This window comes from Mesorhizobium sp. WSM4312 (assembly GCF_002294875.1).
Lineage (GTDB): Bacteria > Pseudomonadota > Alphaproteobacteria > Rhizobiales > Rhizobiaceae > Mesorhizobium.
This window is the reverse complement of the sequence record NZ_NSFU01000034.1, coordinates 18,584-40,054: the sequence shown is the minus strand read 5'-3', so window position 1 is coordinate 40,054 and position 21,471 is coordinate 18,584. Positions and strand designations below refer to the sequence as shown.

The following is a 21,471-nucleotide window of genomic DNA, read 5'->3' as shown; positions in this document are numbered from 1 at the left end:
GCAATGGGTGAACGTTTTGCGGCCGCTCTACCCGCCAACGCCTGGAACTGGATGGCGGTGTGGCGCCGCAATCATCTGGCATGGAAGAAGGTGGCATTTGCTTCAATGCTCGGCACCCTTGCTGATCCGATGATTTACCTTTTCGGGCTCGGCACTGGCCTTGGACTGTTGGTAGGCCGCATCGAAGGTGCATCCTACATCGCCTTTCTGGCAGCCGGCATGGTTGCGACGAGCGCGATGACAGCATCAACCTTCGAAACAATTTACGCGGTTTTCGGTCGAATGCGCGATCAGGGCACTTGGGAAGCAATCCTGCACACACAACTTACCCTCGGCGACATCGTTCTCGGTGAATTGACCTGGGCAGCCACAAAGGCTTTTCTGGCCGGTACGACAATTGCGATTGTTGCGGCCGCGCTAGGTTATGCCGCGTGGACGTCGGTTCTCTACGTGCTACCGGTCGTCGCTCTCACCGGATTCGCCTTTGCGAGCCTGGCCATGCTCGTCATCGCGCTCGCGCCCAGTTATCACTATTTTATTTTCTATCAGACGCTTGTCATCACACCCATGCTGTTCCTTTCGGGCGCGGTTTTTCCAGTCGGCCAATTGCCAGGAGTGTTTCAGCAGATTGCGGCCTTCTCGCCCCTGGCGAATTCTATCGAGCTAATCCGTCCGGTGATGCTCGGCCGCCTGGGCGACAATGTAGGGCTGCATATAGGCGCACTTTGCATGTTCGCTGTATTGCCTTTTTTTCTGTCGGCTGGACTGTTTCATCGACGACTAATGCGTTGACGCTTGCTTACACCCATTAACCAGAAGGAGGTCCGCAATGCCGGATGCAAACTGCCCACAGCGGCCCGGAGGCATGCGTATGCTAGGAATCGCGAGTGGTACAACGCCGAAGCCGGGCGCCACCCAGCCGCTGCAGGCACCCGCCCAGCTTCGCGACCACACCTCGAAGAACAGGCTGGATGGTGAGGCGCGGACCCACCCGGAGCGTTCAATCGATAGCAGCCAAGCTTCTTGTGCGCGTCCACAGACCGTCGCGGCCATTATTTAGTTGGATACACATGCAATGACCCACAACGAAGCAACTCTTGAGCCTTTTGTGATCCTTGCTATGCCAAGGACCGGAACACACTATTTAGAAGAATTGCTAAACGAGCATCCGACCGTTTTGAGTAACGGTGAGTTGCTAAACGAATATGATCCCAATTGGCCCAGCACTGATCGCCTGCTAGGCACGGATCGCGAGCTTCTTGAGCTTGCCTATGTGCGCTGCCCTATGCGCGACTACAAGAATGTGACGCATCTTGGATGCAAGATCAATGAACCTCAGTTTCGCGAGCGTCCCGCATTCTTTGCGGAACTGGCTCGTTGGCCAGCACTCAAGGTCATCCTTGTTGTTCGCCGAAACGTATTGGAATCGCTCCGATCCTTTGTGCAGGCCAGGGAAAGCGGTCACTGGCTGAAGTTCAGCTGGGACAACGATACCGCTCGGCCACCGAGCGTCAGGTTGTCAATCGCCGACTGTGAGGCTTATTTCAAAGCCGCCGACGATTTTCACGCTCGCGTTATGGACTCCTTCACGTCGACCAACCTGCTTGTAATGGAATACGAGAGCCTACTTCACGAACCTGCCCAATGCCTGGGAGCGGTTTGGGATTTCCTGGGCGTTCCAGCGCTTGAGCCATCAGATAACGCCATCCTGCAGCGCCAGGAAACGCGACCGCTGGATCAAACGGTGGAGAACTTTGACGAGTTGCGGATTCACTTCGCACGGGGACCTTATTCAAGATTTTTTGACCTCGGAGATTCAATGCGCTCCTACGCTTAATCGCTTGTACCGCGTGCTCTGATGGGCGTGTAGGATATCCTGCAGTTTGCGCGCATTCCGTCGCAAAACTGACAAACCAAAGTCACCAAGACGACAGAGATATCGGCCGGCAGTCGATCTGCGGCAGACATCAAAGACACGGCCGCAAGGCGACCTGGTCAATTCCCTCTCTGGCGAAGCACTTCTTCAGACGCGATCTTTGGCGAGCCTTGAGTGCAAATTCCGGCAAAGGTGGAGGGTTCCAGTGCGCAACCCGCACCAATCTCGCTGGACGGGACAGGCCTCCAGTTGGCACGGCGCTTGCTCCGAGATGACAGCAGCGCTCGACCGGAGCGCAGCATGGGAGAAGGAGGAGCCCCCACCCCGATCCGGTCAGGGAGAGAGAAACGGTGTTGGTTCCAAGAGTCCCCCGCGCGATCGCAGCGCCCCGCAAGCCCCATTTTGCCCGGACCTACGTGCAGGTGCTTGCCGCCATAGTCCTGGGAGCCGCAATTGGCTACCTCTATCCGGAAACCGGCCAGAGCCTGAAGCCGCTCGGCGATGCCTTCATCAAAGTCGTCAAGATGATTATCGCACCTGTCATCTTCCTGACAATTGCGACCGGCATTGCCGGCATGAGCGATCTGCAGAAGGTCGGCCGAGTTGCCGCCAAGGCGATGGTTTATTTCCTCACCTTCTCGACACTTGCACTCGTTGTCGGACTGATTGTCGCGAATATCGTTCAACCTGGCGCCGGCCTCAACATCGATCCGGCCTCGCTCGATGTCCAAGCCGTTAAGGGCTATGTGGCCACGGCTCACGAGCAGTCCGTGACCAGCTTCCTGATGAACATCATCCCGTCAACGATTGCCAGTGCCTTCGCGGAAGGCGACATCCTGCAAGTCCTGTTCTTCTCGGTCCTGTTCGGCATTGCTTTGGCGATGACCGGAGAGACGAGCAGGCCGGTCGTTACCTTTCTCCAGGCGCTTACCGCCCCCATTTTTAAGCTCGTCGGCATTCTGATGAAGGCTGCACCCATCGGCGCCTTCGGCGCAATGGCCTTTACGATCGGCAAATACGGAATCGGTTCGGTGGCCAACCTCGCGATACTGGTCGCGACGTTCTATCTTACCGCCTTCCTCTTCGTGTTCGGGGTTCTCGGCGCGGTCTGCCGCTACAACGGCTTCTCGATCTTTTCTCTCGTCCGCTACATCAAGGACGAGCTGCTGCTTGTCCTGGCAACGTCCTCCTCGGAGGCCGCGCTGCCCTCGCTAATGGAGAAGATGGAGAAGGCCGGCGCCGCCCGTTCGGTCGTAAGTCTCGTCATCCCTACTGGATACTCATTCAATCTGGACGGTACCAATATCTACATGACGATCGCCGCCCTCTTCATCGCCCAGGCGACGAACACAGATTTGTCAATTGCCGATCAGATCCTCCTGCTGCTAATTGCGATGCTTTCCTCGAAGGGTGCGGCAGGCGTCACCGGCGCCGGCTTCATCACATTGGCCGCTACTCTCTCTGTCGTGCCGAGTGTTCCCGTTGCCGGAATGGCTCTAATTCTTGGCGTGGACCGCTTCATGTCGGAATGCCGCGCGCTGACGAATTTAGTCGGTAATGCGGTGGCATCGCTCGTTGTCGCTCGCTGGGAAGGCGAATTGGACCAGTCACGGATGGAAACCGCTTTCCGCGGTTAGGGTTACATCAAACTGGCTCCCCGCAAGCAAGATCGCAACAGCGCGACGTGTAAGTAGCGGCCTTGACACAACAGTCGAATTGCCAGCCTCCAAAGAGCGCTGGAAATAGAGTACTAACGCAGTGAGTAATACAACACCATGAAGCCCCTAAGCAAACGAACGGTTCACGGAGACTCATCTGGGTGCGCATGGAGCGCTGTTCGTCGAATGCGCTATCCGCGGGGTGGGGGAACTATTTCAGCTTGCCGCCCCAAGCCGTCGCGGGAGCGCACCGGATGATGGAGGACCGGCCGATCAGAATCGCTAGGGGAAAGCGCGTCACAATAGCCGATCTCGCCCGCGAAGCCGGAGTCAGCGTAGCAACAGTCGATCGGGTTCTGAACGTCCGCCTTCCGGTGCGAGAGGAGACCGCCCAGCGGGTCCATGCGGCCGCGCACGCGATCGGCTATCATGCTGCCGGTCTCATCAAACAGCGCTTGCAGCAGCACCTGCCGCACTACAAGCTGGGCTTCATCTTGAGAAAACCTACCCACGATTTCTACCAAGATTTCGCTCGCAAGATCGAAGAGTCGGTCAGTATGGCTAAATCCTTCCACGGCCTTCCGATCATCGAGTTCGCGCAGTCACATTTGCCGCGTGACCTGCTCCCGCTTCTTAAGGACCTTGGGAGCCGCTGCCAGGCGATCGCCATGGTGGCGGCCGATCACCCGAAAATCACAGCATCAGTCGAGGAGCTCAAGGCGAAAGGTATCCCGGTATTTTCGCTGCTATCCGACTTCGCCGATGGCGTGCGCGAGGGCTACATCGGCCTCAACAACAGCAAGGTCGGACGGACTGCCGCTTGGGTGTTTTCCAAGGCCGCAAAACGGCCCGGCAAGGTGGCGGTGTTTGTCGGAAGCCATCGCTTCCAGGCGCATGCGACGCGGGAAACGGCCTTTCGTGCGTATTTTCGTGAGAACGCGCCAAAATTCGAGGTGCTTGATGCGCTCGTGAACCTTGATGAACGGCAGCTCACTTACGAAAAATTGCTGGATCTTATGCAGCGGGAACCAGAGCTCGTCGGCTTCTATATGGCCGGCGGGGGGATAGAGGGGGCAATTTCCGCGCTCCGAGAAGAGGGGAGCGGTCAGGATCTCGTCGCGATCGTGAGTGAAATGACGCCGCAGTCACGTGGGGCGCTTGCGGATGACATCTTGACGATGGCGGTCGGCACGCCAATGCGCCGACTTTGCCAGGAGCTGATAATGGCAATGGAGCGGGCCATCAAAGCCGGCGTCGCGGAGAGCCCGGGGCAGACATTTCTGCCGTTCGACATTTATCTTCCGGAAAATATTTGACCTTGATGGATTTCTATCATGAGCGCCCATTTTCCTTTCACCGATGAAAGGAAAGCTCGATTGACTCGGCCGTCTCTGTCCGATCTGTGAACCGGCGTGGTTCCGTCTTGAAAGAAGCCGGATGCCGAAATGGCAGCCGCGCTTCATGGAAGGAAAGTCAAGCAATGCGCCAGGTATCGCCCCGCTTTGCACTCGATCACATGGCGGCGCCCCGCCTTGACGTCAGTGCGCTTTTCGCGCTTGCCCGTGACCAAGGCCTGACCGACGTCCAAATCCGTTACCCTCATTTCAGCAATCCTGTCGCACGCGGCATTCCGGCTGCGGACGTTCGGTTGGCCGCTACCGAAGCGGGCGTCACGATCATCTCTGTCAACGCCTTGCAGCGGTTCAACGACTGGACTCCAACGCGTCAGGCCGAGGCAAGCAACCTCGCCGATTATGCGACGGCGTGCGGGGCGGAGACGCTCGTGTTGGTGCCGGCCAACCGCAGCTCGTGGCCCACCAATAGCGAGCGCCAGGACAATCTTCGTTTCGCTCTAAACGAGATCAAGCCAATCCTCCAGTCGCGGGGTCTGATCGGTCTCATCGAGCCGCTGGGTTTCCGAACCTGCTCGCTTCGATCAAAGAAGGAAGCGGCCGAGGCCGTTGCCGCGGTTGATGGCCAGTCCGTCTTTCGCCTCGTGCACGACACGTTCCACCACACCCTGGCCGGGGAGACATGCCTGTTCTGCGAGCTTACCGGCCTGGTGCACATTTCAAGCGTAAACGACCCGACCTTCTGGATTTACCCCGATCGCTTTCTTGCAGGTTCCGACAATGGCAGCCAGATTCAGGCGCTGCTGGATGGCGGCTACGCGGGACCTTTCTCATTCGAGCTGGTCGAGGAAGTCCATTCTCTGGACGATCTCGCAGGCGCACTTGCCGCCAGCATCGACTTTATCCGGCGAGGGCTATTGTCGTCAAAGTAGATGGTGACAGGAGTAGTGACTATAGGTGCGCCTGAATTTTCCGTGGGTTCACAGCGGGGCAGCCATCCGAGATGCCTCCTGTATCATTATCTCCCGCATCCAGATGCTTGCCGGATCGCTATTGTGGAGGGCCGGCCATTGGAGGGTCTCGGTGAATGTGGGAAATGGCAGCGGAAGTTCGATAACCCGCAGGGGGAACGTTTTTTCGAAATGCCTGACCAGCCGTAAGGGCATGGTCGCTATACGAGCTGTGCCGGACACCATAGGTGGAATCATGCTGAAGCCCTGCACGGCGACCTCGACACGTCTCTTAAGGCCATGCTCAAGCAAAAACCATTCCTCGATAGACGGCTTCATCGTACGCCCGAACCTGACCGCGACGTGCCTCATCGACATGTATCTCTCGAATGTAAGCTGCTGTGGCAGCTGCTTGTTTGTGGGACAGCCTACGCACACGAGCTTCTCGTCAAACAGCGCAACGCTTGAATGCACACTCGACGTGAACATATCCGGTAGAATTAGAAAATCGACGTCACCGCGCCGGAGAAGCTCATCGGGGCTATCGTCGACAGGCAGCAGTTCGAAGCTGACGGCGGGGGCTTCCCGTGAAATACGCTCCACAAGCTTTTCGAAAAACACGAGCGTGACGAAATCGGAAAGAATGATCCTGAAGAGGCGATCGGCTCGAGCTGGGTCAAACGGATCCGAAGAAATAATCGAGCACTGGATGTGCTGGAGAGCGTCGCGAACTGCGGGGGCAAATGCTGCCGCACGCGGGGTTAGAAATCTTTCGCGACCTCTTATCGTAAACAGTTCATCGCGGAAATAATCGCGCAGTCGGGCGACGGCCGCACTCATGGCGGGCTGACTCAGGTTAATCCTGCGTGCCGCCGCCGAGAGATTACGCTCCGTCAGGAGTGCGTCGAGCACAACGAGGAGATTTAGATCAAGTCCTTTGAAACGCATGTCATCAGCCATCCATGGGATGGATGCCTTTAACCGAAACAAACGACTTTAACAATTTAGCATTCTTGCAATCTTTTGTCGCAAAAAGTTTATGATGGATGACGTTAAGGTCCGACATATGAGCCGCGTGATCTGCCGAAGCGAGCAATCGTTCGTACTGTGCAGGTCAGAGATTGGCAGTTTGAAACGCCGGGCCGATGGCGCCGGTCTATCAACCAGCGTCTTCGGCGGCCCCGACCTAGCTAGGCGTGGAACCTAATAGGGTGCACCTTTCCAGTCCGAGGCGACTGATGGGCGGTTTGATCCTAAGCTGCCGTGAGGCCTGTGCCAATTGTATCGGCGAGCCAATGCAGCAGTCCGGCAGCGTTTTTGAGAGCTGTTGTAGGCTCGGCCTAAGCCCATTGGCGCAAGCCTATCTGAACGAAGCGCTTGGCCTTGCCGCTATCCGGTATGTGATCTGTGGTGCCTTCTCGTCCTGCTGTTCTTGTTTTGGAACGCCCTTATGGTGAGCCCATCCGGGACGTGGGGCACCGGGAGCACAAAGGTGCAGGCAGGCCGTCAATAGACCGTGGGCTGAGAGCCCGAGCTCGTTACATGGCCGCCCCTCGCGACTTTCCCGGATGCGCTGCGAGCGCGGATCAGTAGATGTCGTGTTGCCCGCCAGCTCCCGTCTTTGACCGAGCCAAGAAGGAGGAACGGGCATGCTTATCATCGGACTGGATATTCACCGCGCCTTCGCCGAAGCAGTGGCATGGGAGGAGGGCAGGCTCAGGCGACTCGGCCGCGTCGACATGCGGCGCGATCTGCTGGCGGCGTTCGCCGCGAAGCTGTCGCCGAACGATGTCGGGGTGATCGAGGCCACCGGCAACGCGACGTCCGCTGCAGCTGTGGTTGCGCCGCATGTGAAGAAGGTGGGGATCGCCAAGCCGAAACAGGTGTTTATCGTTGCCTATGCCAAGATCAAAACGACGATCGACGCCGACGTTCTTGCGCAGCTCTATGCCAGCGGCTTCTTGCCAGAAGTCTGGATTGCGGACGAGCCGACGCAGGCTCTGCGTCGACAGGTGACACGGCGCAATCAGATTGTCCGACAGAGATCTCGATTGAAGAGCGTCATCCAGTCGATCCTTCATAGCCACCTGATCCGTCCTGCCCGCATGCTGACCTGTGCGGCGCCAAGGGTCGGACCTGGTTAATCGAGCAGGTCGTACCGCAGGACGAGCGCCTCGCGATCGATGGGCATCTGCGCGAGTTCGACCGATTGGGCGAAGACCTCCAGGTCATCGAACGCGATCTTGTCCGCTCGGCTCTCGAGGATGAAGGCGTGAAGCGGCTGATGACCATTCCCGGCGTCGACATCACCGTCGCGCTGGCGATGAAGGGCGGCGATCGGCGACGTGTCGCGCTTCGACGATCCGCAGAAGCTCGTGACCTATCTCGGGTTGAACCCAAGCGTCCAGCAGTCCGGCCAGGTCCGGCCTACCATGGGCGGATCACCAAGCAGGGCCGTGGTCATGCGCGCGGCATGCTCGTCGAGGCGGCCTGGGCGGCCGCTCGTGCTCCCGGACCGTTGCGAGCCTTCTCCCTGCGGCGTGCGAGCCCGGCGCGGACAGCATGTCGCGGCCGTGGCAACCGCACGCAAACTCTCTGTCGTGATCTGTCATCTGTTGAGAAGGGCGAGAGTTACGCGTGGGCTCGACCCTCCCTGCATGCCAAGAAGCTTGCGCGATGTGGAACTCAAGGCCGGGAGCAAGGCTGTGCGCGGCCAAAAGGGAGCGCACGCCTACAACATAAAGAGCCACCGGGAAGAAGAGCGCCGCTGGGTGGAGCAGGCCGAGGGCGCCTATGCACGCCTCGTCGCCGGTTGGAACCCACGAGGTCCGAAGAGGGTAGGCACGGATGCCGCAAACGAGGCGCGACGATAGAAGCTGCGCGGCAGGGCTCTCATCTCGGACCCTGCTCTTCGCCACGCGGTCGTCCGTGCGCGACAGGAGAATAGCGCAGATTTATCAAAAAGGCTCTTGTCGATCACATCAGTGGTCTTGGGCGCTGTACGGCCGGGTGAAGACTTTGCAGGTGGCCCGGAAAGCGTTTGACCTGCAGCGAAGCAATTGTCGTCATTACGCGCTCGACCCGGGCGCCCAGCTTGGCATAAGGGCTACGTGGCCTCAGGAAGCGTCGTCGCCAATGCAGACCATGGACGAATTCCCAGCCGATGCCGAGATGCCGGTCGACCGTGCCTGTCGCCGTCCGGTGATGCGATGCCCCCGAGCGGATGAGTTCGCCCCGGATGCTCCCGGTCACGACGCACGGGTTCGGGTTCCAAGGCGCTCAGTTTTGTTCGCGCCCAATCGGTGTAGGACGCGGCAGAAATACGAGCGTGACGAAATCGGAAAGAATGATCCTGAAGCGGCGATTCGGTAGAGCCGGGTCAAACTATCCGACGAAATAAACGATCACTGGATGGGCGGGGGAGCGTCGCAAACTGGAGGGCAAGAGCTCCCGGACGCAGCGTTAAGTTTGAATACCTCCGCGGACATGGTCGCGAGCTTATCGCGCAAATAAATCGAGCAGCCGAGCGCCGGCCGCACTCATGACCGGCTGGGCTCGGTTAATCCTGCATGCCGCGCCCATGAGGTTACTTGTCCGGAGTGCGTCGAGCACAACGAGGAGATGTAGTTCACGATCTTTGAAAAGCGTGGTCAACCATCCAAAGTGTGGATGCCTTTCATCGAAACAAACGATTTCATCAATGTTCTGGAATCCTGCATGGGCAGAAGCACCTGATGGACACCGATGCCCCCACTGCCTCATGGCGTGGCGAGCGTCTTAAGAAACCGCCCGAAAGGAGATTTTTCATGCGCTCTACCGGGCAGTGGAGTGCTGGGAAAGGGAGTTGCAACTGACCGGCCATGTCAAACTGTCCGACTTCTTCCGAGCCTATGGACAGACCGGGAGACGCGCACGTGTAGCGGCTCACATCGTCATACTGCACCTACGCCACACACCGGCCGGACCTGATCCGGCTTTATGAGCATTGGGCTTTGTCAGTTGCCCAAGCGTGATGGCTTTCGCGACGCGGCGCGCCTCAGGAACTGAGCCGCGTCCAGGTCGAAACGCGGGAAAGAAAGACAGGAAACAGAATGGCCGATCAATTCGCAACGGACGTCATTGCCCTGATCAAGAAACGCGCCGAGTCGGAGAGCGGTGAGGGAATGCCTGCGTCATTCGTCGGCGAGATAACAATCGCCACGGAACTGGACGCGCTCGGGTTCGATTCGCTGGGTTTGGCGGACGTCCTCTGGGATGTGGAGCAGGCCTACGGCATCAAGATCGACATGAACACGGCCGATGCCTGGTCCAATCTCAAGAATGTCGGCGACGTCGTGGAAGCCGTCCGCGGCTTGCTTGCGAAGGAGGCTTGAATGGACAGGCGCGTCGTTATCACCGGAGTGGGCGGCCTGTGCGGACTGGGCACCGAGGCCGCCTCTATGTGGAAAGAGGTGCGCGAAGGCCGCTCCGCCATCGGCGCGTTCGCCAAATCTGAGATTCATGACCTGGAGAGCATGACCGGCGCTGAAATCAAGGCGCTGCCCCAGCACGACATCAACCGGGGGCATCTCATCTCCATGGACCGCTTCAGCTTGCTCGCCGTGCTTGCAGCGCGCGAAGCCATGCGGCAGGCCGGACTTTCCTGCGACGAGGGGAATGCCCATCGCTTCGGCGCGACAGTGGGCGTCGGCGGCTTGGGCTGGGATGTGATGGAGGAAACTTACCGGGCCCTCCTTTTGGACGGCGCGAGGCGAGTTGGCATCCTCGCTGTACCCAAAACGATGCCAAGCGCCGCCGCCGGCCAGGTGAGCTTGAGCCTCGGCTTGCGCGGGCCGGTCTTCGGGGTGACCTCCGCATGTGCCTCGGCCAACCATGCGATCGCCTCGGCGGTGGACCAGATCAAGCTGGGCCGGGCCGACGTAATGGTTTCCGGAGGCAGCGACGCACCCTTCGCATGGGGCGTGCTGAAAGCATGGGAAGCAATGCGCGTGCTTTCACCCGATACCTGCCGGCCCTTCTCCGCCGATAGGAAGGGCCTGGTGCTGGGCGAGGGTGCGGGCATGGCCGTGCTGGAAAGCTACGAGCATGCCACGAGGCGTGGTGCCACAATTCTTGCCGAGATCGCCGGCGTCGGCCTTTCCGCCGATGCCTTCCACATTGCCGCGCCATCTGTCGAGGGGCCAGCGTCGGCGATGCGCGCCTGCCTTGCCGATGCCGGGCTGAATGCCGAGGACGTCGACTATCTCAACGCGCACGGCACCGGTACCAAGAGCAATGATCAGACTGAAACGGCGGCGATCAAGCGTGTGTTTGGAAACCACGCTTATTCGATGTCCATCTCTTCCACCAAGTCCACGCACGCGCATTGCCTCGGCGCAGCGAGCGCGCTTGAAATGATCGCCTGCGTGATGGCAATCCAAGAGGACGTCGTGCCGCCGACCGCCAACTATCGCGAGCCAGATCCCGCTTGCGACCTCGACATCACACCCAATGTGCCGCGCGAGCGCAAGGTGCGCGTCGCCATGAGCAACGCCTTCGCCATGGGCGGTACGAACGCAGTTCTGGCATTCAGGCAGGTGTAGAAGCCATGCAAGACGCCTCATTCGAGGTCACCTGTCGTATCTAGCTGCTTGAGGGGCGGGGCATTGTGATACAGGGAGGGCTGTGGGGTCCCTCCTTCTCGGCCTCGACGATGTGGGAGGAGCCTGTGCGGCGAAACGGGCTAGACGCCCCCAGGCCCAGAACTTGGGCGAAACCAACTCCCACCAAAGCACAGCCGCTTTAGTAGCCGAACAATGAAGCCTCGCTCGACGAGCCGCCGCCTCTACTGTCAGCGGCATCACGCGGTTGAAGCGAACAGCGCAGCGGCTACTGTTTCCCGCACAACTCGGACGGCAATTGGGACAAGTCCGCACATGTCGTCACGTAAGCTGAACGCCGCAGGTACAGCCAAATTGGGGGCGGGGCGTTTCTGCCGTTTTGATAGAATTCTATCAAACTGACAATTTTCCTTGCACGAATGCAAGGAGAGCTCGATTGACTCCCCTCCTTTCTTGTCAAGGATGGGTTTGCAGGCTGCGGTGCGGCAGAAGCCGGACAGAACGGCGACCGGTCGAGTAAAGGCCTGCGCAAACAAGCGCGCATATTGCGGGCGCCCGCACGGAGGAGAAGACGCTCGTCCTGGTGAAAGACAACGATGCTCAGGCGCCATTGCCATTTGCCGAGGGGGTCCGCGCGCCGGAAATTTCGAAGCAACAAAGGTGAGATCGAGAATGATGATGGCGAAATACAACACAGCTCACCGTCCAGTGCAGTTCTACCGGCGGGTGGCGGAGTGGGATGGGCTGCCAAATGGAACGTAAAAAGATCAGCAAGGAGATGCTTGGCGATAGTCAGGCGCTGCGCAAGCTGCGTGAGCACCTTGTCAAGGTGGCCAAGGCGAAGACTACGGTCCTGTTGCGAGGTGAATCCGGAACCGGCAAGGAGCTGGTTGCCAAAGCCATTCACGAGCTCTCGCCTCGCGCCAAGCAGCCCTTCATCAAGGTCAATTGCGCGGCGCTCACCGAGACGCTTCTGGAATCTGACTTGTTCGGTCATGAGAAGGGTGCCTTCACCGACGCGAGCAGTTTGCGCAAGGGGCGCTTTGAGGCTGCCGACAAAGGCACATTGTTTCTGGACGAGATTGGCGAAATATCAGGTTCGTTCCAGGCTAAGCTGCTGCGTGTCCTGCAGGAGCAGGAGTTTGAGCGCGTCGGCAGCAACCACACCATTAAAGTTGATGTTCGCGTGATTGCCGCAACGAACAGGGACTTGGAAACGGCAGTTCAACGCAAGGAGTTCCGGCAAGACCTCTATTATCGCATCAACGTCGTCACTTTACGCGTGCCGGCATTGCGCGAAAGGCGAGGTGATATTCCGCTCTTGGCCGCTCAGTTTCTCAAGAATTTCAATACTGAGAATGATCACACGCTGACCTTCGCTCCCGAAGCGATTGAGGTGCTAATGAACTGCGAATTTCCAGGTAACATCCGAGAGCTCGAAAACTGCGTTCAACGGACGGCAGTTCTGGCGACGGGTCCATCAATCCTCAGAACTGACTTTGCCTGTTACGCGGATCAGTGCTTGGCCGCGGCGCTGTGGAAGAACGGACAGCCGACGTCAGAGAAGTCGACTACGATCGAGCCTTCCGCCGCCTGTGCCGCCCCGCCCGTCGGCGACGGGCAAGCGCCGATAGGCCCTGCCACGACTCGTGGTAGGGTGCCCGATGCCGATACGGTCATTGCTGCCATGGAAAAGTGTGGCTGGGTGCAGGCAAAGGCGGCGCGCCTGCTCGGTTTGACCCCGCGCCAGATCGGCTACGTGCTGAGAAAACGCGGTATCGAGATCAAGCGTCTCTGAAACAACCCGCCGAGCAAGAGCTGGAGCAGGTCAAGCATTGGTGCTCTGGCGCCGAGCCCATCGGCCAGGCTTACGAAGTGGGTGTGAACAGCGCTGCCAAGATTCCGGCCGTGTGCTTTCTACCACCAGTCGTACTGGGGCTCTGCGACTGACAAACTAAAAAGGAGTAATCCTCTGGCGGGACCTGGTCGATACATTAGCTGATGGCTTACCGCTCGATATCACGCAATCTGAGATGGGCATGAAAGTGAGTTCGACCGCTGGACAGTTGCCGACTTCGTCAGGTATTGGCCCCTGCGACCGGTTGATCTCCGATATCCAAATTCTTGGAAGTTGGTCGAGACGAAACTGTCGCCCCGGCTCGTGACCGACCGCGCGCCCGGCAAGATCGAGTTACAAAGTTGCCGAGGCAGTTTGATGTGCGTTCCTGCATCACTGTACGGGACACGACCTGACGGGAGACTATGATGCGTAGCCAAAAAGAAAAGATGCTCGCAGGCGAGTTTTACAATGCGGCGGATCCGGAGATCCAAGCTGACCTGTTGGCAACCGGGGCTTGGCTCAAGCGGTACAATGATACGCTGGGGCAGACCACGGGGCATTGGCATGAGCTTTTGTCCGAGCGGCTGGGAGAGGTTGGGCGCGGAACGGTCATCCGTCCGCCCTTTTTTTGCGACTACGGATTCAATATCCGCATTGGAGCCAATGCCTACATCAACTTCAACTGCGTTATTCTTGACGTGGTAGAGGTCAAAATCGGGCAAGGAACGGCAATTGGGCCTGCTGTGCAGATTTATACCGCCGATCATCCACATGATGCCGAGCAGCGGCAGGCCGGCCTGCAGGTCGGGCGTCCTGTTCACATTGGCAGCCGTGTCTGGATCGGCGGTGGAGCAATCATTCTGCCTGGCGTCACGATTGGTGATAATGCAGTGGTAGGCGCTGGCTGCGTGGTCACACGAGATGTTCCCGCCGGGGCAAAGGTAGTGGGAATTCCTGCTCGCGTGGCCGACCCACATAAACAGGCATAATCAACCTCGTTGACCCTGGAGGTGCATGCGAACTGTCGAAACTGTGCCGAATTTTTGTCGAAGCCATTGAGCGCTGCATATGTTGTCGCGACTCGGGCGCTTCAGTTCTTTTGCCACGGGGGTCACAAGATCATGTGCGTAATGCCGCCGCAACGTGCTCACGTCCCGCAGCAGCGGACCCTTTCACATGGCCCAACGAATTCAGAGCCTACGTTGTGCTGCCACTAGCATTACTGCTCACGAATGTATTCCCAACTGAGTTTTCGCCCTTGGAGGCAAGCAGCGACTCACCAGCAATCGCCGGCCATTAATCCTGGCTAGCATCGACCCCGACGAGGCGAGCCGCGGCGTTGCGGATCGGCATGTCGATGACCGTGATTGCGCCTTCGGCAAGGAAACGACGTTCGTTTCTGGTCAGCGTAGCCGAATCGATCACCGCAAAATGTGGGCCAGTGGAGCGCTTCATCAGCTGTCTGGCATATGTGCGCAGCATCTGATCGTTGAAGCGGCAGCCCACGAAGAAAAAACCCCGGTTGACGCGCCGTTGCTTCACCGCGTCCGGGATCGGCGTCTGGATATCAATTTCGGTTAGGACTTCGACGTAATCGGAATCAGCCACGAGGAAGTTTGCCGCCGGCCTGACGCTGCCGTGCGGCGCATAGAGCACCGTCCTAGCCACTTGTTCGGCCTCGAGTTCTGTTCCTGACAAATCGTAAGTTCTCGTCCAGATGTTACCGATTCCGGTCGCGCGCGTCGTTCCTTGTATCTCGACAACGTCTGTTTGGCCGGCCTCTGCAAGGGCTGCTCGCATGGCGCCATCGTACCAGCTGTCGATGATGACAGACAGTTGAAGGGTTGCGAGCCAGGCGTGAAGAACGGTCGGCTCGGCGGGGGCTGCGAATATCTCCGCCATCCACGCTTGGAGAGTCCGACGATGTCGGCGCTGCTCGATAAACTGCGCGACCGACCACATATTGGTGCGAATCCTGGAAGGGGCAGGCGCCCGCTTGTTGAGGGCCGCGGCGACATCTTCAGGGGTGCAAGGTACAGGGGATTCCGGTGGGTTAAGCTGCAGAAGACCAGGACCGAGATAGGGGATCACTCGATCGGCCTTGAGAGCGCCGTTCAGCAGGTCAATCAGTTTTTTGGCAAAACTGCCCCGGACGACGACGAGATGGTCCCAGCTCAGCATCGTGTTCATACGCGTTTCCTCTCCGCCACTGAACCCACCGGCATCAGGCCCCGTCGGAAATCTTCATCGCCTCGACGGTGATCGGCAAACGCGTGTCGCGCGGAAGGTCGGGCAGCATGAGCCGCCAACCGTTCCTGAGCGTCACGGTCCCGCCCCATAAGTCAGCGTTCTCAATCTCGGTGATCGGCTCTTCGAGATCCTTCTTGGGGACATAAGCCGACAAGCCAGTAGCGGTCCTGCGAATCATTACTTTCATCCGGCTGTTCCCCCGTTGGAAATGCCTTCAGCTCCGCAGGGAACCTCGACTTTGTCGAGGCTAATGAGTTCGCGCGCTCGCATGCCGACGACCGTGCCACGATCGATCCATTCGACCGCATAGATGAAGAATTGCTGGAGAAAGGTTCCAATGTCGCGCACGTAGCCTTCGTCGCCCTTCCGCACGAGGTTTTCGCCGATCTCCTTGCCGGGATAGGTGCCGTCGTTTTTTATGTGGCGTATCGCACGGACCCGCTCACCCTGCATGAACCGTGGCGGTCTGCCGATTTCGACCTCCTGTTCGCGTCTGGACCACATGCTGTCCATTCCTTTCTCGAGGCTTTTGTTGTGGTCGCGGGTTGCAGGCGTCGTCGTGCGGCGAACCCGACCGTTTCGGTAGGAATCAAGCGGGAACGCAGGTTTTCGGTACCGGACAGACCGACACGCATTGCTGCGTATCGAAGGCCTCCTTGCATTCGGTGCACTTGTTTGGATCGATCACATAGGCGTCGCCCTTGAACTTGATCGCTTCCGAAGGACATTCGAACTCGCAGGCCCCGCATTGGGTACATTGGGATGCGATGATCTTTAAAGCCATTCTAACTCCTGGTTATCGGACGAGACGGCTCAGGCCGTCGCCGCTAGTGGTCTGATCCCAAACTCTGCCGCGTAAAGTGCGCTGACTGCGGTCTCGATGTAGTCATGGCCATAGGCGTCGGTTACGCGCAGTCCAACTCGCGAGAGTTGTTCCTTCGGGCGATTTCCGATCTTGGCGCATAGCACTATGTGTATGCCTTCGAGCGCTGCGATGACGCCCTCGAGGATGGCGTCTTCGCCCCCGCCTCCGAGGCAATACCGCTCGACCTTCCGATGCCCGACCAAGCTGATCCCTCTAGGCGAGACTTCATAAACCTGGAATTCCTTCGCGTGGCCGAAGTGTTCGTTGACCCGTCCACCTCCCTTAGTGGCCACCGCAACCAGAAGCGACTTTTCGGAGTCTGTTGCCTTGACCATACCGATGGCCTCGCTCCTCGCCGCCTCATGATCACGGCGCTCGTGTGCGACCACCTGCCGATAGGCCTGACGCTTGCCAGCATCGTAGGCGACATCGTCGGGAATACCGTCCAGCGTGAATTCCTGGCCACGATCTTCACCGAGCAGGCCGACAGCATCTGCCCGGCACTGCCGGCAGTGGCGCATCAACTTGGCGCCACCTTCAAGTCGATCCTGAAGAGCCATCATCTCCGTTGCCGTTGGGCCGCGCTGCCCGATGAGTCCGTAGTGGGTACCGTGCGCCGGGTCCGAAATCAGAGGCATCACGTTGTGCAGAAACGCGCCCCGCTCCCTGACCATTTTGTTCACCTCAAACAGGTGCTGGTCGTTCACTCCAGGAATCATCACCGAGTTGATTTTGGTGAGGATGCCGCGCGCGCTCAGCATCTCCAGGCCCAGCATCTGCCGCGCGTGCAAGATTCGAGCGGCTTCGATGCCGAAGTAGCGGCGATTTTCATAAAAGATCCATGGATAGATCTTCGCGCCGACTTCCGGGTCGACCATGTTGATGGTGATCGTCACGTGATCAACATTCATTTCGGCAAGCTCGGCGACATGGTCCGGCAGCACGAGCCCATTAGTGGAGACGCACAGCTTTATGTCGGGGATTTCCCTGATGACGCGGTCGAACGTTGCCTTCGTTTTCTCCCAATCGTAACAGGCATCCCCCGGCCCAGCGATGCCAAGAACCGAAAGCTGCGGAACTTTGTTGGCAACGGCGATGACCTTGCGTAGCGCTTGGTCGGGCGTCAACTTCTCAGACACAACACCAGGCCGGCTCTCGTTGGCGCAATCGTATTTGCGATTGCAATAGTTGCACTGGACATTGCAAGCCGGCGCGACCGCCACATGCATACGCGCGAAATAATGATGCGCTTCCTCCGAAAAGCAGGGGTGATCCTTGATCCTTTCCCAAATAGCCGGATCCTCTTCGCCCGGGCTGGTCGGCGACGAGCCGTAGGAAGACGATGCGCAGCCACCGGATTTCGCGGCTGCCAGAAGACCCTCGGATGTCGTGCTAGTCGGCCCCTCAATCGAAACTGTCGGTGAGGACATCAAACGGCTCCGTTGCTGGTAACGTCGCGGTTCAAGGTGCAAGAGCCATACCAACTGAAAAAAGCGGCTTCAGTTCACTATTCGGGTCGATATCGCATTGTGTCAGGCCGGCGCGACACAATTTTGTCCTGCTTGCGACAGTGCAAGTCCAAATCCGTTCAGAAGCACGAAGCACTCCTTGTCGCGCACAGGGCGCGCAAGACCACTGGCCTGACGATTGGCTCATCAGGCTCTTAGAAGTTCCTTCACCTCGATACTATGCCGGCGTATCGCCTAGCCGACTTGTCGCAGCTTGAGGCCGAGAATTCGAGCCGCATTAGCCTGAACCCAGCCGGCCTTCTCCATTGTGTCGATCAGCCGTCACGCTTCGTCCGCCGCGGTCCCAGCCCCCGTCCGGCCGTATCGTTAGAATCGCAAGTGGCCATCTCGTGTTCAGGCGGGCGCCGATGCGCCGAACCGGCATCGTGCTGGCCCGTGAGAGCTCGTCGATGACATTGCCACGTTCCGAAAGATTGGTTCCTTCCAGAGGAGAACGCCAAGCACGCAGTTCTCCGGCTCGCGGACGTTGCCGGGGAAATAGCATTGCGAGATCAGCTCAACTGCCGACGGCGCAAAGCCATGGTTCTCCATATTTCAAGGGTAAGCGCTGTGTCCTTCCAGGAGGACCCGCGATCTGTGGGCCTGCCGATTCTGAGGTGGATCGGAGATCGGCTTGTGTCTGAACTTGAACTTACGATTGACCCTGAGCGGCAGCCTCGGCGTTTTCGAGGGTGATCAACGGCGCTGTTGGTCGGCGGCATTGGTCGATGGACGACAAGGCACGGAGTCATCTCCGAGACCCTGGAGCCGACGCGGTGATCTCGGAGGTTGCCCGGCGCTACGGGCTGCGGCCGCGGCGGAACGCTCGCAAGCTTGCGACGTCGGCAGGACAGGCCACTCCCGCCTAGTGGTTTCGGTGGCGCCACCGGAACGACCCGTTGGGCCTACATCCTTGCACCAGAGCTCAAGGCCACGGCCTGAGAATCGGCCGCCGCTCCCCCTACTTGGTTCCTCAGCCGACAGCGCTAAGAAGGAGAGCAACTTCCGTCGGCGCGAGGATCATTGCGTCGTGGCCAGTGGCGAGTTCCTGCCACGCCCAGCCATCCTGCTTCGCGACCCATTCTCGCGCTCCCGCCATCGGCGGGTGGAGTGGATTAGTGCAGACGACATAGGTTCGGGGTCTGCCGTTGCCGAGCGGGTGCTCGAGCTTAAGTCCGCTTTCGTAGGTGCCTGCCGGATGCGGTGTTATCCGGCGCCGCACCCAGTCCGTGAGCGAGTGTCCCTCGGGAGTGCCGAATGCTGTTGGCGGCGGAGTCGGCATGAAGATACCCCGTCCTTCCTCCGCAACCAATTTTCGACGGGCGGCGACGATGTCGGGGGGCATGGTGCTGAATACACTTTGACCGCTCTCGACGATGGCGCCGTCGAGATAAACGAGATGGCTGATATGGTCGGGTATCCGGTCGGCGGCGCCGGTGATGCTGATGCCGCCTAGACTGTGACCGACAAGGATCACATCGCTCAGCTCTTCCGTTACAATGTGGTTGACGATGTCGGTCACGAATGTGTCGGGCGTGATGTCCTTGCACAGCAAACGTGCGCGTTCGCCGACACCTGTCTGGGTAGGCGTGGTCACGTGGCATCCCATCTTGCGAAGATTGGCGGCGACGTCCCGCCAACACCATCCGCCATGCCAGGCACCATGCACTAGCACATACGTCTTTATCATGGATTGTGCCGTTCCATTTGCTCACCGGCCGTTGTGGCTGCCATCCGGCACGATGGCCGGACATTGTCCAAAGGGGCTCGACCACGTTACCGGTGGTAAGTCCGGCACAGGCGCCCCGTGGCCTGAGGATACCCCTACCAAGTCGAGGAAACTTGAATTGCGAAACCCAATATTCACTAGCTCTTTGCAAGTGGATGGAGAGGCTCATGGTGTGCCGCAGTTGCTCGCTGCCGGCATGCTCTTGGCACCGGCTGATCATCCGAACTTGAACAGGACACCAAAGCCGCCGCGCGGATAGTTCCACTCGATGTCGCCGCCTTTCTCGCACAATATCCGGCAGGTGCCGCATTCCATGCAGCCGTCGGCGGTGATCTCGACTTGACCCTTGTCATTCAACTCATAGCATTTCGCCGGACAGACGTAGGTCAACGCAAGCAAGTTCGCGCTTGGCTTGTCGTGCGGTCGCACTATGATATGGGGGCGGCCGGAATCGACCAGATAGCGGTTCTGGTAAAGTTTGTCCTCGACACGAACCTTCGTCACTGCGATCGTCATCTTGTACCCTCTTCAGCGCCATGCCAATGCCAGGCGGACCGCGTCGCTGACCAACCCCCAGCGCGAGCGCGCGTTGATGAAGGCGGCCGTGGTGTTCTTTTCCTTCTCGATCTTCGGCGTGCCGTCGACACGCATGAAGGTCTGAGCGGCATGCGACATCAACCGCGGATAGCTGTCAAAAAAGTTGCTGGAATTGGTGTGGAGTAAGGCTGGCATGTCCTTGTATTTCTTAAGATCCTTGATCACAAAGGAGTCATCCAGCATCGTCTTGTAGAGCGCAAGGTTCGCTTTGGTCATAGGACCGTTGCGGCTTTTGACTTTGATGATCGCCTCAGCCGCGACACGACCCGAGGTCATGGCAAGGTTCGAACCCTCACGGTGAATGGCATTGTTCAGTTGCGCTGCGTCGCCGACGATGACCCAACCGTCGCCGAATAGCTGCGGAATGGCCCTGTAACCACCTTCGGGGATAAGATGGGCGGCATATTCTTTCACCTCCGAGCCAGCGATCAGCGGCCGGATCGAAGGATGGTTTTTCATCGCATCCAGGAGGGCGGACGGGCTCTCCATCGTCGCGGCGAAATCCGAGACCAGGCAGCCGATGCCGAGTGAAATCGACTCCTTATTGGTGTAAAGGAAGCCGAGCCCGGCCATGCTGCGAGAGATCGTGCCCACGGCCTCGATTACGCAGCCTTCATCGCCCTTCACCCCGAACCGCTGGCCAATGACCTCTTCGGGCAAGAAATGCATTTCCTTGACGGCAATCGCCACGGTCTCCGGCTTCGGCATCTCGCGCAGGCCTGCGCGAGTGCCAAGCAATCCCGACACCCCTTCTGCGAGAACGACCACATTCGCGAAGACCACTCCGCCAGCCCGGTCTGTGCGGACGCCGATCACCTTGCCATTGCCATCACGGACGAGTTCCGTCGCGGTCGTCTCACACAGGACCGTCGCGCCAGCCTCGCGCACCTTGCGGGAAAACCATTTGTCGAACTGGGCGCGGATGATCGTGTAGCGGTTGGGTTTCGCCTCATTGAAGTCGTCCGACCGGTAATGAATTCCGGTGTGAGACGTGTCGTCCATCACCCAAAGTCGCTGTTCGACCAGGTGCCGCTCGAGGGGCGCATCATCCCGGAAGTCCGGGATGATCTTCTCCAGCATGTTCGCGTACATTATGGCACCCTGGACGTTCTTAGAGCCCGGATATTCCCCGCGCTCCAACTGCAGGACCTTCAGCCCCTGGCTTGCCAAAGTGTAAGCAGCTGCGTTTCCAGACATGCCGGCTCCGACCACAATGGCATCGAATTGTTCAATCATGTCCTCTCCC

At 58.9% G+C, this 21,471-nt stretch carries 17 protein-coding genes and 3 pseudogenes; 10 read left to right on the top strand and 10 right to left on the bottom strand.

Annotated features, from left to right (window positions below):
• Positions 1-3: 3 nt before the first annotated feature.
• The 5 genes from CK228_RS33195 to CK228_RS33175 all read left to right on the top strand — a co-directional run bounded on the left by CK228_RS33195 (position 4) and on the right by CK228_RS33175 (position 5,818).
• Positions 4-792: an ABC transporter permease gene (locus CK228_RS33195; protein WP_063169398.1), complete on the top strand. Its 789-nt coding sequence runs from the start codon at positions 4-6 to the stop codon at positions 790-792.
• 283 nt (positions 793-1,075) lie between these two features.
• Positions 1,076-1,837 carry a sulfotransferase domain-containing protein gene (locus CK228_RS33190; protein WP_063169397.1) on the top strand — a complete coding sequence of 254 codons (762 nt, stop codon included), beginning with the start codon at positions 1,076-1,078 and terminating at the stop codon, positions 1,835-1,837.
• A 392-nt stretch (positions 1,838-2,229) separates the two neighbouring features.
• On the top strand, positions 2,230-3,513 hold the full coding sequence (locus CK228_RS33185) for a dicarboxylate/amino acid:cation symporter (RefSeq protein WP_210326678.1): 1,284 nt from the start codon (positions 2,230-2,232) through the stop codon (positions 3,511-3,513).
• Positions 3,514-3,788: 275 nt separating this feature from the next.
• Entirely contained in the window at positions 3,789-4,850 is a 1,062-nt protein-coding gene (locus CK228_RS33180; RefSeq protein WP_051695606.1) for a LacI family DNA-binding transcriptional regulator, read from the top strand.
• Between the two features lie 164 nt (positions 4,851-5,014).
• Complete coding sequence (locus CK228_RS33175) at positions 5,015-5,818, top strand: TIM barrel protein (RefSeq protein ID WP_063169395.1); 804 nt, start codon at positions 5,015-5,017, stop codon at positions 5,816-5,818.
• A gap of 48 nt (positions 5,819-5,866) precedes the next feature.
• On the opposite strand, the gene CK228_RS33170 is transcribed toward CK228_RS33175, so the two are convergent.
• Positions 5,867-6,784 carry a LysR family transcriptional regulator gene (locus tag CK228_RS33170; protein WP_063170390.1) on the bottom strand — a complete coding sequence of 306 codons (918 nt, stop codon included), beginning with the start codon at positions 6,782-6,784 and terminating at the stop codon, positions 5,867-5,869.
• Between the two features lie 701 nt (positions 6,785-7,485).
• Here CK228_RS33170 and CK228_RS35085 point away from each other — a divergent pair.
• The 5 genes and pseudogenes from CK228_RS35085 (at position 7,486) to CK228_RS33140 (ending at position 14,265) form a co-directional block, all read left to right on the top strand.
• Positions 7,486-8,709, top strand: a pseudogene (locus tag CK228_RS35085) (IS110 family transposase).
• 1,218 nt (positions 8,710-9,927) lie between these two features.
• Positions 9,928-10,209, top strand: a complete 282-nt coding sequence (locus tag CK228_RS33155) for an acyl carrier protein (RefSeq protein WP_029356603.1) — start codon at positions 9,928-9,930, stop codon at positions 10,207-10,209.
• Entirely contained in the window at positions 10,210-11,418 is a 1,209-nt protein-coding gene (locus tag CK228_RS33150) for a beta-ketoacyl-[acyl-carrier-protein] synthase family protein (protein WP_095790553.1), read from the top strand.
• A gap of 772 nt (positions 11,419-12,190) precedes the next feature.
• Positions 12,191-13,234: pseudogene (nifA, locus tag CK228_RS33145) on the top strand (nif-specific transcriptional activator NifA); the annotation flags it as partial.
• 464 nt (positions 13,235-13,698) lie between these two features.
• Positions 13,699-14,265 (top strand): sugar O-acetyltransferase, encoded by a 567-nt coding sequence (locus CK228_RS33140; RefSeq protein WP_024505228.1) that lies wholly within the window; start codon positions 13,699-13,701, stop codon positions 14,263-14,265.
• Positions 14,266-14,572: 307 nt separating this feature from the next.
• Here CK228_RS33140 and CK228_RS33135 read toward each other — a convergent pair whose 3' ends face one another.
• The 9 genes and pseudogenes from CK228_RS33135 to CK228_RS33095 form a co-directional block, all read right to left on the bottom strand.
• Complete coding sequence (locus CK228_RS33135) at positions 14,573-15,466, bottom strand: SIR2 family protein (RefSeq protein ID WP_024505229.1); 894 nt, start codon at positions 15,464-15,466, stop codon at positions 14,573-14,575.
• Positions 15,467-15,500: 34 nt separating this feature from the next.
• The gene (gene nifT / locus CK228_RS33130; RefSeq protein WP_024505230.1) at positions 15,501-15,713 is read right to left on the bottom strand and encodes a putative nitrogen fixation protein NifT; all 213 of its coding nucleotides are present in this window, start codon (positions 15,711-15,713) and stop codon (positions 15,501-15,503) included.
• Positions 15,710-16,030: a nitrogen fixation protein NifZ gene (locus CK228_RS33125; protein WP_024505231.1), complete on the bottom strand. Its 321-nt coding sequence runs from the start codon at positions 16,028-16,030 to the stop codon at positions 15,710-15,712. Before CK228_RS33125 ends, nifT begins: the two co-directional genes overlap by 4 nt.
• Positions 16,031-16,115: 85 nt before the next feature.
• Entirely contained in the window at positions 16,116-16,310 is a 195-nt protein-coding gene (locus tag CK228_RS33120; protein ID WP_024505232.1) for a 4Fe-4S binding protein, read from the bottom strand.
• A 29-nt stretch (positions 16,311-16,339) separates the two neighbouring features.
• Positions 16,340-17,821 carry a nitrogenase cofactor biosynthesis protein NifB gene (gene nifB / locus CK228_RS33115; protein WP_063169393.1) on the bottom strand — a complete coding sequence of 494 codons (1,482 nt, stop codon included), beginning with the start codon at positions 17,819-17,821 and terminating at the stop codon, positions 16,340-16,342.
• Between the two features lie 273 nt (positions 17,822-18,094).
• Positions 18,095-18,181 (bottom strand): annotated as a pseudogene (locus tag CK228_RS35080) (helix-turn-helix domain-containing protein); the annotation flags it as partial.
• 691 nt (positions 18,182-18,872) lie between these two features.
• Positions 18,873-19,589, bottom strand: a complete 717-nt coding sequence (locus CK228_RS33105; RefSeq protein ID WP_063169392.1) for an alpha/beta fold hydrolase — start codon at positions 19,587-19,589, stop codon at positions 18,873-18,875.
• Between the two features lie 255 nt (positions 19,590-19,844).
• Complete coding sequence (locus tag CK228_RS33100; RefSeq protein WP_024505235.1) at positions 19,845-20,144, bottom strand: ferredoxin family protein; 300 nt, start codon at positions 20,142-20,144, stop codon at positions 19,845-19,847.
• 12 nt (positions 20,145-20,156) lie between these two features.
• The gene (locus tag CK228_RS33095) at positions 20,157-21,461 is read right to left on the bottom strand and encodes an FAD-binding protein (protein ID WP_063169391.1); all 1,305 of its coding nucleotides are present in this window, start codon (positions 21,459-21,461) and stop codon (positions 20,157-20,159) included.
• Positions 21,462-21,471 lie beyond the last annotated feature (10 nt).